Annotated in this window: 10 protein-coding genes and 1 rRNA gene; 6 read left to right on the forward strand and 5 right to left on the reverse strand. The window is 32.0% G+C overall.

The genetic code is table 11. The annotated features are described in order from the left end of the window. Positions 1-265: 265 nt before the first annotated feature. Entirely contained in the window at positions 266-1,270 is a 1,005-nt protein-coding gene (locus P8J93_07980; GenBank protein ID MDG2061735.1) for an adenosine kinase, read from the reverse strand. 75 nt (positions 1,271-1,345) lie between these two features. On the opposite strand from P8J93_07980, the gene mrcB reads away from it, so the two are divergent. Further along, complete coding sequence (gene mrcB / locus P8J93_07985; protein ID MDG2061736.1) at positions 1,346-3,667, forward strand: penicillin-binding protein 1B; 2,322 nt, start codon at positions 1,346-1,348, stop codon at positions 3,665-3,667. Next, complete coding sequence (locus tag P8J93_07990) at positions 3,657-4,097, forward strand: hypothetical protein (GenBank protein MDG2061737.1); 441 nt, start codon at positions 3,657-3,659, stop codon at positions 4,095-4,097. The genes mrcB and P8J93_07990 overlap by 11 nt, the downstream gene beginning before the upstream one ends. Here the strand turns inward: P8J93_07990 and thiE are convergent. Further along, the gene (gene thiE, locus P8J93_07995; protein MDG2061738.1) at positions 4,094-4,699 is read right to left on the reverse strand and encodes a thiamine phosphate synthase; all 606 of its coding nucleotides are present in this window, start codon (positions 4,697-4,699) and stop codon (positions 4,094-4,096) included. The genes P8J93_07990 and thiE overlap by 4 nt on opposite strands. A gap of 5 nt (positions 4,700-4,704) precedes the next feature. After that, complete coding sequence (locus P8J93_08000; GenBank protein ID MDG2061739.1) at positions 4,705-5,493, reverse strand: hydroxymethylpyrimidine/phosphomethylpyrimidine kinase; 789 nt, start codon at positions 5,491-5,493, stop codon at positions 4,705-4,707. Positions 5,494-5,567: 74 nt separating this feature from the next. Between P8J93_08000 and argC the strand changes: the two genes are divergently transcribed. Together argC and erpA are read left to right on the forward strand one after the other, a co-directional pair. Beyond that, the gene (argC, locus tag P8J93_08005; protein MDG2061740.1) at positions 5,568-6,587 is read left to right on the forward strand and encodes an N-acetyl-gamma-glutamyl-phosphate reductase; all 1,020 of its coding nucleotides are present in this window, start codon (positions 5,568-5,570) and stop codon (positions 6,585-6,587) included. A gap of 9 nt (positions 6,588-6,596) precedes the next feature. Continuing rightward, complete coding sequence (erpA, locus tag P8J93_08010) at positions 6,597-6,944, forward strand: iron-sulfur cluster insertion protein ErpA (protein ID MDG2061741.1); 348 nt, start codon at positions 6,597-6,599, stop codon at positions 6,942-6,944. On the opposite strand, the gene P8J93_08015 is transcribed toward erpA, so the two are convergent. Continuing rightward, positions 6,941-8,053 carry an anhydro-N-acetylmuramic acid kinase gene (locus P8J93_08015; GenBank protein MDG2061742.1) on the reverse strand — a complete coding sequence of 371 codons (1,113 nt, stop codon included), beginning with the start codon at positions 8,051-8,053 and terminating at the stop codon, positions 6,941-6,943. The two genes, erpA and P8J93_08015, sit on opposite strands and share 4 nt — an antisense overlap. Next, positions 8,050-9,351 (reverse strand): peptidoglycan DD-metalloendopeptidase family protein, encoded by a 1,302-nt coding sequence (locus P8J93_08020; protein MDG2061743.1) that lies wholly within the window; start codon positions 9,349-9,351, stop codon positions 8,050-8,052. The genes P8J93_08015 and P8J93_08020 overlap by 4 nt, the downstream gene beginning before the upstream one ends. Positions 9,352-9,435: 84 nt before the next feature. Between P8J93_08020 and tyrS the strand changes: the two genes are divergently transcribed. Together tyrS and P8J93_08030 are read left to right on the forward strand one after the other, a co-directional pair. Next, entirely contained in the window at positions 9,436-10,632 is a 1,197-nt protein-coding gene (gene tyrS, locus P8J93_08025) for a tyrosine--tRNA ligase (protein MDG2061744.1), read from the forward strand. A 193-nt stretch (positions 10,633-10,825) separates the two neighbouring features. Then, a 16S ribosomal RNA gene (locus P8J93_08030) occupies positions 10,826-11,392 on the forward strand; the annotation flags it as partial.

Consider the following 11,392-nt stretch of genomic DNA (forward strand, 5'->3'; position numbering starts at 1 on the left):
ATTAGAAATCGAAGGCTTTGCTCTTTTTTGCGCAACTACCTTTGATTTTTTTGATACTACTTTTGGTTTTTTAGCAACTGCCTTAAGTTTTTTCGCAACAGCTGTGGGGTTTTTTTTCGCAGCTTTGCTTTTTTTTGTCGCTACTTTAGTTTTTTTCTTTGTTGGCATATTATTATTTTTAAAAGTTAACTATATAAAAAGTGGCGGGAATTTATCAGTTTATTTTTTTTTTATCCACACTTTTTTAAATTAATTTATTTTTTCATTAAAAAGAATATGACTCTTTTAATTTCAAGTAGTCCGCTTTCTTAAGTCTAGGACCAAAATGTTCAACTTGCTTAGAGGCAGCGTAACATCCAAATTTGGCTGACTCTATAGGTCCTAATTCTTGAGACAGAGAATATAAAACAGCACCAGCAAACATATCTCCTGCGCCATTTGAATCTATTGCGTTGGCTTTGACAGCATCAATTTCTAAAAAGTATTTTCCATCCCAAACAGACGCACCATTTTCTCCTTTTGTAATAAAAATATTAGCAGCCCGTTTACTTATTACTTTTTTGGCATTGTCTAGACTGTTAGAGCTGGTAAAAGCCATCGCTTCTTTTTCATTACAAAAGATGATGTCAATATCAGACATGATTATTTCTTGTATTCTGTCATAAAAAGCAGAAACAATATTATGATCCGAAAGAGAAAAAGCTATTTTTGTATCATTTTCTTTTGCTAATTTAATAGCTTCTATGCAAGCTTTAAAAGCCGAATCTGATGTAACTAGATATCCTTCAATTAGAAGGAATTTAGAATTTCTTATCCCTGATATATCAATATCTTTAATGCTCAGAGATTCACTTACCCCTAGACAAGTACACATTGTTCTTTCTGTATCTGGAGTCACCATAATTATACTTTGACCAGTAGGCTCGGAGTTATCTTTACAAAGGATATTATTTGTAACTTCATTTTCTTCTAAATTTGTTATATAAAAATTTCCAAGATCGTCATTTGATACTTTGCAGGAATAATGACATTTAGCTCCAAATGAGGATGCAGCTATTATTGAATTAGTAGCTGAGCCTCCACAGGCCTTTATACTTTTTAGGTTATGGGTACTCAGAGCTTCAATAAGTTCTTTTTGACCCTCAGCATCCTTTAAGGTCATTGAACCAAAATCTATTCCTAGGTTTTTAATAATTGGAGTGAATTCTTCATTAATTTTGAATTGGAGATCCACAATAGCGTGACCTAGTCCTGTAATATCTATACTCATGATTATATGTTTTGTTGAAGTTTAAAAATGATCTTAGACTATGCACAAATTTTTTAAGTCGTTTATTATTGCACAGTGAATTTAATTAACTCTAACATAAAAAAGATACTCATAACTATTGTCGTCTTAGCAGTATTTATTTCTATCTTATTTTTGAGCGTTTTAGATATTAAAGTAAGGGATAAATTTGAGACAGCTTTATGGACTATTCCTGCTAAGGTTTACGCAAGGTCTCTGGATATATCAGAGGGAACTTATTTAAATAAGAATATTTTTGTTAAAGAGCTTGAAATTATTGGATATAAAAAGACATATGCGGCTTCAAGTCCTGGAGATTATTCAATAAAAAATCGTAAAGTAGAAGTTTTCTTAAAAGGTTTCGATAATCAATATAAAAAACAAGATAAAGGAAAATTCATAATAGCCTTTTCTAAGAAAGGTAAGGTTCTTTCAATAAAAAGAGAAGATGGAATCTTTGTAGATTTTATTTCATTAGAACCATTAGCTATAGGAGGAATGTATCCATCTCATATGGAAGATAGAATGCCTTTAGAATGGTCAGATGTTCCTCAAGAATTAATAGATATAATTGTTTCCGTTGAAGATCAAGACTTTTTTAATCATAAAGGCTTCTCTTTTAAAGCCATAACTAGGGCACTTTTTAGAAATCTACGCGCCACAAGCGTTGTTGAGGGAGGAAGTACAATAACTCAACAATTAACTAAAAGCTTATTCTTTTCCCCAGAGCAAACTTTAACTAGAAAAATCATGGAACTTATTGTTTCTCTACTAATAGAGATTCATTATTCTAAAGAAGAAATCCTATTAGCTTATATCAACGATGTTCACCTTTCTCAGGTAGGTAATAGATCTATAAATGGATTTGGTCTTGCTTCAGAACATTTCTTTGGAACTTCAATCAAGTCTCTAGATTTAGATCAGATGGCACTTTTAGTAGGAATGCTGAAAGGGCCATCTATATATAATCCTAGGAGGTTTCCCGAAAGGGCAAAAAAAAGGCGAGATTTAGTTTTGTCTATTTTAAATAAAAGTGATGTATTTTCTACAAAGCGAATAGAACTAGAGTTAAGTAAGCCTATATCTGTAATAAGACCTAGATATGGGAGTAAAACGAAATATCCGGCTTTTCAAGATCTAGTAAGGCTTGATTTGAGGAATCAGTTCTCAGATAAAGAGCTAAGAGTAAATGGACTCCAGGTACACACTAATATTGAGCCAGTAACTCAAGAGATTGCTCAAAAGAACTTAACTCTTACATTAAAAGAATTAAATCAGAAATATAAACAAAATTTAAATGATTTGCAGTCCGCGGTAGTTATTATAAAAGTTGGTTCAGGAGAAATTGTGTCTCTAGTTGGTAGTTCAAACCCAAATAATTTTGGATTTAATAGAGCTCTTAACGCTTTTCGGCCAATGGGTTCTTTAATGAAGCCAGTAGTTTATTTAGCGGCATTAAAGAGACACGATCAGTATAACCTTAATACTATTATTGATGACTCAAAGTTAATAGTTAGCCTTCCTGAAGGAGGTGCTTGGGAACCAAATAATTTTGATGGAGAGTTTCATGGCAAAATCCCAATGCATGAAGCTTTATGGCAATCTTATAATATTGCTACTGCAAGAATAGGTATGGATATAGGAGTAGATGTTGTCTTGGAAGATCTTTATGAACTTGGGTATACAAAGAAAAAGATTCCTTTGCCATCTTATTTGATCGGTTCTATAGAAATGTCTCCTTTAGAAATAGCTGAAATTTACCAAACCTTAGCTTCAGATGGTTTCCATACAGAATTAAGGGCAGTTAGTTATGTCTCAGATTTAAATAATAATAATATTTGGGTTAATCAACTTAAATTGCAACAGAGATTTAGGTCGGAGGATATTCATTTATTAAAGTTTCCTCTAAGACAATTATTTGAAAGAGGAACTGCTAGAGGCTATTCTAAAGATATATTGGATAAGTGGAATGCGGGTGGAAAGACGGGAACTTCAAATGATCAAAGAGATAGCTGGTTTGCAGGTTATGCAGGAGATTATTTGGTTATTGTCTGGTTGGGTTTTGATGATAATAGAAAAACTCCTCTTACAGGTAGATCTGGTGCACTTCAGGTTTGGAAGGCAATTATTGAAGATCTAAATCCTCTAGCGCAAAGGAGTGCTATACCTAAGAGAATAAAATATTTATGGGTGAATATAAAAGATGGACTTTTGAGCGGAGAAAATTGTAAGAATTCTGTTTATATGCCTTTCATAAGTGGATTCGAACCAAAAAGAGTATCACTAAAATCAAAAAATTGTATGAATGTTTTAATGCCTTACAAAACTAAGATTTATAAAAAAATTAATAAGATAATGGATGGGTTGAGTGAAAATTAAAATTCTCATATTTCTTGTTTATATTATATTTTCAATAGGTTGTGCCATATCTAATCAAAAAATAGATCTTAGAGAATCTGAGAGCATTATTGATTTTGCAGAGGATCTAAAAGGTCTGCTTGCAGATAAGAGAAGCCTCAGAAAAGAAGTTAAAAATATTAATGCAAAAAAACCTGCCGTTCAAAGGATTGTCTTTTTAGCGGATAAATTGTGGTCAGATGGAAATGAAATAGATGCAGTCCTTTCACTAGAGAGAGCTTTAAGGATTGCAAAAGATGAACCCTCTATATATTTAAGACTTGCACATATAAGACTAGAAGAAGGATTTTTAGAAGAATCAAAAAGTTTTGCCTCTAAAGGTTTGATGATCTCAGATATATCATCATGGGAAAGAGTTTTATTAACCATATATTTAAATATAGACAGTTAAAAATTTTGAATAAAAAACTTAGCAGATTTTGTTAAATCAGTATTTTTATACAAAGATGAACATATGGCAGCCATAGAAGCTGATGAACCTTTTATTTTACCAATATTTTTTTTATTTATTCCACCTATAGCCGCTATCGGAAGATCAATTTTCATTGCTATTTGATTTAATCTTTTTAAGGAAGACGAAGAAACATTAACTTTAGTATCAGTCTTAAAGATGCTCCCAATAGCTATATAGTTTGCTCCATTATTTTGGGCTTCAATAGCAAGAGATAGACTGTCATTACAAGAAATGCCTATTATGTATTTTTTACCTAATATTCTTCTTGCTTTTGAGCACCCAACATCATTTTGTCCCAGATGTATGCCATCTGACTGAATTTCCTGTGCAAGTTTCAAATCGTCATTTATGATAAATAGAACTTGGTAAGCTTTACATAAATCCTTTAAAGATTTTGCAAGATTAAAGGCATCCTTGTTTTTAAGATGTTTATTTCTAAATTGTAGTATCTTTACTCCAGATTTGAGCAGTATTTTTGTCTTGAGTAGTATTGCATCTTCTTGAATATCATCTGGTGTTATTGCATATATACCTTGCAAAAGATTTATTCTATTGATGTTGATACCCTCCTCAGGATTCTCTGTCCTTTACCAAGCTCAAAAGAGTCTTTCATTGAATATTTAACAAATTTCAAAGCAAGATCTATAGACTTTTCTAGGTTATTTTTTTGTGCAAGAAAAGCAGATATTCCAGCTGCTAAAGTGCACCCAGTTCCATGGTAATTTTTAGGACTTCTTTTTATAGACCATTGTTTAGATAATTTATTTGATAGATATAATTGATTAATAATTCTATTTTCTTTTGGGTGAATATCTTTTAGTAATATATTTTTAGAATTAATTGAAAATGTCCAATCTGGATTTTGTAAATTAATTCCTTTGCTAAATTTTATAGCTTCATCAGCATTAGGAGTAATCAAATAACTTAAAGGAAATATTTCTTCTTTGATTTTTTTTTGTAATTTTGAATGAGTGAGCTTCCCCCCCATTGATGCAGATATAATTGGGTCTAAGATAACTTTTTTTTTGATTTTTTTTAAGATTTTTATGATTTCATTAGCAATATTGATACTTCCTATAGCGCCAATTTTTATATAATCAATATTTACATCTGATATTAATAAGTTAGCTTGCTCTTTAAAAAAATTTGAATCTACTGGAATAAGATTTTTGAATTCATAAGTGTTTTGAGATGTTAAACAAGTTATTAAAGTCACAGGATGACAATTCAGTGACTTGATAGTTTCAATATCTGCTTGAATTCCTGCTCCTCCTGTAGGGTCATGTCCGCCTATAACAAGAATAGTAGGAATATTAGGAATATTAGATTGCATCTTTATTTTTTTCTTTATTGATCATGTCTTATAATCTATTTAACTCTAATTATACTTGCAGAAATATTATTATCATGAGAAAAGCAATAAAAACTGGAATAATAGGCGGTTCTGGATATACAGGAGAAGAATTAATACGTTTAATTTCAGCCCATTCGGAAGCAGAATTGCAAGCGATAAGTTCAAGAGATCATTTTGGTAAAGAAATTAAAGAGATTTATCCAAATATCAAGAATTTACCAAATATTTGTTTTTGTAAACCAGAAGTTAACAGTTTCTTAGATTGTGATGTTATCTTTTTTGCTACTCCTCACGGGTTTTCAATGAATTTGGTTAAGAAATTTTTAGCAGAAAATATTAAAATTATTGATCTATCTGCGGACTTTAGAATAAAAGATTCTGAAGTTTGGGAGAAGTGGTATGGAATGCCTCATGCAGACGTTGAGTCCTTAAAAGAATCTGTTTATGGATTAGTAGAAGATAAAAAGCTAGAAATTTCATCAGCTAAATTAGTAGCTGTTCCAGGCTGTTATCCAACAGCAACTTTACTTGGAATCCTCCCATTACTTAATGCTCATAAGAAAATAATAGATATCACATGCGATGCTAAAAGCGGCTTAACAGGAGCAGGTAGGTCAGCTGTTGAAACATCTTTATCTTCTGAAATGGAAGAAAATTTTAAAGCTTATGGAGTTGAAATGCATAGACACACACCTGAAATTGAACAATTTATTAACACCAAGCTTTCATATCCAGTTGGTTTTAACTTTGTACCTCATCTAGTGCCCATGATGAGAGGGATATATGCTACCTTGTATTTATCCATGGAAAATTCAAATGAAGATTGGATAAATTTATATAATGATTTTTATTTAGATTTTAACGATGTTTCTGTTTTAGAGGGTGAATTAGTTCCAGAATCTTTGTCTGTAAGCAACACCAATAAATGTCAGATTTCTATTAAAAAATCATCCATCAAAAACCAATTAGTAATTATTTCTTCCATAGATAATTTAATGAAAGGAGCATCAGGTCAAGCAATTCAATGTTTCAATTTAATGAATGATTTTGATATAGATCATGCTTTGCCCTAAAATAATACTATGTTAGAAAAATATACTCCAGAGGCTCTTAAACTATCGGACGGAGCTGTTGAAAAGATCTTGTCTTTATCTAAAGAAGAACGTGACAGCGCAATAAATTTGCGAGTATTTGTTACAGGCGGAGGTTGCTCTGGGTTTCAATATGGATTTTCTTTTGACGAAGCTATAGATGAAGAAGACACTTGCATATCAAAAGATGGAGCTAATTTAGTTGTTGATCCGTTAAGCTTACAATATCTTACAGGATCTATTATAGATTATGTGGAGGATATATCTGGATCAAAATTTATTATAGAAAATCCTAATGCCATAACAACATGTGGTTGTGGAGAATCTTTTTCCATCTAACGAGGCGGTTCACAGATATTTCCAAGTAATATCTTATTTCTGTTTCCAGTGATTCCAGTTAGATCATGATATTTTTTTTCTATTCTTTTTTTGGCAAGCCAAGCAAAGCAAATTGCTTCTAGAAAGTCTGGATTTAAACCTACCTTTTCTGTAGAAGATATCTTTTCAGGAAGCATTTTTTTTAAATCTTCTACTAAGTAATTGTTATTAACGCCTCCACCACATAAAAATATCTCATCGGTTTTTTTTAGTTCTTTGAAGGCATTACTGATTGTGATAGAAGTTAAAGCTAGTAAAGATGCTTGAATATTTTTGATGGATTCTTTTTTTTCAAGTAAAGATAATTTTCTATTTAACCAATCAATATTAAAGTAGTCGGTTCCAGTACTTTTAGGAGGAGAGCGATTAAAAAAATCATCCTTAAGAAAAATATTTATCAAATCCTGATTTACCTTTCCAGATTTAGCTAATTCGCCATTATCATCATAATCCTTATTTGTATTCTCTCTAATCCATAAATCCATTAGACAGTTTCCAGGACCTATATCAAAACCTAAATCTTGATCATTTTCTCCATCCAAAAAAGAAATATTAGAAATGCCGCCTATATTTACAACTGCTATATTTTTCTTATTTCTTCCAAAAAACCTTTTATGAAATAAAGGTGCCAAAGGTGCTCCTTCTCCATTATTTGCAATGTCCATTCTCCTGAAATCCGAAACTGTCCTTATCCCGGTTCTAGAGCTGATTATATTTGGGTCTCCAAGTTGTATTGTGTAAGGTTTATTTAATTGAGGAGCATGCCAAATAGTTTGGCCATGGCTCCCTATAGCTATTATTTCTTTAGGTTTTATTTCCGAATTTACAAGAATTTTATTAACACAAACAGCGAATAGTTCAGAAAGATCATGCTCCAAACTAGATAAATTTTGGATATTTACTGATGTAAGGTCCTTATAGTCTAATATTTGTTTTTTTAATTCAGTAGGTATTTTTTTACTAAAAGAATTTATTAAATTTATTTTTCCTTCTGAAAAATCTACTAATGCACTATCGATTGCATCGGCACTAGTCCCTGACATTAAACCTATATAAAGCTCTCTAGTCATATTTCTTCATTTCTACTTTCCAATTTTTCATAATTATCAATCATCTTCTTTCTGCTTAAAAAATTTAGTGCATAGTTCTTCAATTCATTTTTTTCAACTGGTTTGGCATTTGGAAACTTCACAGTAAGAGGGTTCGTATGTTTCCCATTAACATGGAATTCATAATGCAAATGATAACCTGTTGCCATGCCAGTCTTGCCAACATATCCGATGACCTCACCTTGTTTAACTTTTTTTCCTAATGAAGCTCTCTTATGAATCTTATTTAAGTGTGCATACCTGGTTGCATAATCCTCTGAGTGTTTTATTTCTACAAGGTTTCCATAACCTCCTTTTAGAGAAGAATAAGAAATTGTACCATCTCCAGTAGCTATCACGGGACTGCCTTTAGCAGCAGCATAATCCACACCAGTATGAGCTTTTATTTTATAGAGTATTGGATGTTTTCTTTTTAAGTTATATCTGGAACTTATGTAACTAAAATTTACTGGCGATCTAAGAAACGCTTTTTTCATATTATCCCCATTGGGAGAAAAGTATTCCGATTTTCCATTTTCTTGATCAAACCTAGTTGCTATAAGTTCTTTTCCTTGGAAATAGAACTTTGCTATTAAAATATCTCCATTTTTAATTCTTTCTCCATCTAATAATATCTCTTCATAAATTAAACTGTAACTATCTCCAGGTCTTAAATCATAAGTGAAGTCTATGTCCCAGCCATAAATATAAGCCATATCCATTATCACGCTATCAGGTATTTTTGCTTTTAATCCATCTACATATAGAGATTCCTCTATAACTACTTTTTTATAAATCGGCATTATCTCTGTTTCCCTTTTATAAGGTTTAACTAGATATTCAGCATTTAGCAGTTTCACTTCAACACCTTTAGTTAGTCGTTTTTGATATATTAATTCTTTTAAGTCACCACTCATATTTGATTTAATAATGAACTTTTCACCTATCTTAATTTTAGTAAGGAGTTTGCTGTTTTTTGCTCTAATTAATTTTTTTATAGATTCACGATTAATGTTTGCTCTATTTAGAATAGAAATTAGAGAGTCATTTCTTTTAACTATTATGACTTGTTTAGAATCTTGGTTAATTTCTGGATAGTCATTTATAGATATTTTTGCAATATTTATCTGGTTCTGAAGAGTGCTTTCTTTATATTCAGGAGTTCCATTAAAGTTTAAGGAGATGAGAGAAAGTAAAATAAAAAAGCAACCTATTAGAAAAATAGACCGCTTTTTAGCTAATAAGGTTGCAAACTTATATAATTGATTTATCAACTTCATTTAATGGATAAGGTTTAAATATAAAGGTATAGATATCTGTTAAAGTTGTTTTAAAAGTTAAGAGTCTTATTAATAATAGCAAATATGAATACTGAAAACATAGAAGAGCTTTTAAGAGGTTGCGAAGAAATTATACCTAAGGAAGAATTAAAAAATAAGCTTAAAAAGAAGAAATGCTTAAGAGTAAAAGTAGGATTTGATCCTACAGCACCTGATTTGCATATAGGGCACACTGTTGTGCTAAATAAACTTAAGACTTTTCAGGATTTTGGTCATCAAGTTATTTTTTTGATAGGTGATTTTACTGCTTTAGTAGGAGATCCTTCTGGGGTAAATGAAACAAGACCATCACTGAATGAAGATGAAGTGATTGAAAATTCTAAAACATATAAGAAACAAGTATTTAAAATATTAGATAAGAATAAAACTGAAGTCAGGTACAACTCAGAATGGATGAGTAAATTTAGTCCTAATGACTTTATAAATTTGAGCTCAACTCAGACCGTAGCTAGGATGTTAGAAAGAGATGACTTTAACAAAAGGTATAAGTCTCAAAAACCTATCTTAATTCATGAATTTATATATCCATTAATTCAGGGCTATGACTCGGTTGCACTGGATGCCGATATTGAACTCGGAGGAACAGATCAAAAGTTTAATTTACTTCTTGGTAGAGATGTACAAAAACATTTTAACAAACCTCAGCAAGTTTGTATGACTCTGCCCTTGCTAGAAGGTACGGACGGCATAAAAAAAATGTCAAAATCTCTTGGAAACTATATTGCAGTTGAAGATTCTCCAGATGATATTTTTGGTAAGATTATGTCCATTTCTGATGATTTAATGTGGAAATATTATGAGTTATTGAGCTTCAAATCGTTGAAAGAAATTCAAGAATATAAAGATTTTGTAAATGATAAAAAAAATCCTAGAGACATAAAGTTTCTATTAGCACAAGAATTAGTTGACAGATTTCATGGAGTTGGATCTGGTAAAAATGCTTTAGGCGCGTTTGTAAATCAATTTTCAAAAGGAAAAAAGCCTAAAGATATACAAGAAGTAAGCTTTTCATTACCTAAAGAAGGTATTACCTTGCCCAGGCTATTAAAAGAGGTAAATTTAGTTAAAAGTACTTCCGAAGCTTTGAGGTTAATAAAGCAGGGGGCTGTTAAAATTAATGATAAGAAAGTGATAAACATTGATGATTTTAAGCCGCTGGAAGGTCTTTTTATATGCCAAGTTGGTAAAAGAAGATTTGCAAAAATTAATATCAAAAGATAAGGCTTCTCTTTTATTTTTTATCCTTTATACTACCGCTCCCGGGCATTAACCAGGGTAGTTTTTTTAAATATTAGAATAAAGTAATTTGTGTGGGCGCTTATAATTAAGCGTCACTTACCATGTTTATGTCAAATCAGTTTAATGTTTTGGCAAGAAACAACATAGTGTTCTAAACACTTAATTTTAGAGAATTCAATTGAAGAGTTTGATCATGGCTCAGATTGAACGCTGGCGGTAAGCTTAATACATGCAAGTCGAGCGGTAACAGACATAATTGATCTTGCTTGCAAGATCATGGTGCTGACGAGCGGCGAACGGGTGAGTAACACGTAGGAATATACCCAGTAGCGGGGGATAGCTCGAGGAAACTCGAATTAATACCGCATATGACCTTAGGGTGAAAGAAGGCCTCTTCTTGAAAGCTTTCACTATTGGATTAGCCTGCGTAAGATTAGCTTGTTGGTGGGGTAAAGGCCTACCAAGGCAACTATCTTTAGCTGGTCTGAGAGGACGATCAGCCACATTGGGACTGAGACACGGCCCAGACTCCTACGGGAGGCAGCAGTAGGGAATATTGGACAATGGGGGCAACCCTGATCCAGCTATACCGCGTGTGTGAAGAAGGCTCTAGGGTCGTAAAGCACTTTAAGCAAGGAAGAAGAATTAAAGATTAATACTCTTTAATTTTGACATTATTTGCAGAATAAGGACCGGCTAACTCCGTGCCAGCAGCCGCGGTAATACGGAGGGTCCAAGCGTT

This window comes from SAR86 cluster bacterium, from assembly GCA_029268615.1.
Taxonomy (GTDB): Bacteria; Pseudomonadota; Gammaproteobacteria; order Magnimaribacterales; family Magnimaribacteraceae; genus JAQWNM01.

Excerpts from the sequence above, each read along its gene's own strand:
- P8J93_07980 (MDG2061735.1), bottom strand. The coding sequence starts at position 1,270 with ATGAGTATAGATATTACAGGACTAGGTCACGCTATTGTGGATCTCCAA.
- P8J93_08000 (MDG2061739.1), bottom strand. The coding sequence starts at position 5,493 with ATGCAATCTAATATTCCTAATATTCCTACTATTCTTGTTATAGGCGGA.
- argC (MDG2061740.1), top strand. The coding sequence starts at position 5,568 with ATGAGAAAAGCAATAAAAACTGGAATAATAGGCGGTTCTGGATATACA.
- erpA (MDG2061741.1), top strand. The coding sequence starts at position 6,597 with ATGTTAGAAAAATATACTCCAGAGGCTCTTAAACTATCGGACGGAGCT.
- P8J93_08015 (MDG2061742.1), bottom strand. The coding sequence starts at position 8,053 with ATGACTAGAGAGCTTTATATAGGTTTAATGTCAGGGACTAGTGCCGAT.
- P8J93_08020 (MDG2061743.1), bottom strand. The coding sequence starts at position 9,351 with ATGAAGTTGATAAATCAATTATATAAGTTTGCAACCTTATTAGCTAAA.
- tyrS (MDG2061744.1), top strand. The coding sequence starts at position 9,436 with ATGAATACTGAAAACATAGAAGAGCTTTTAAGAGGTTGCGAAGAAATT.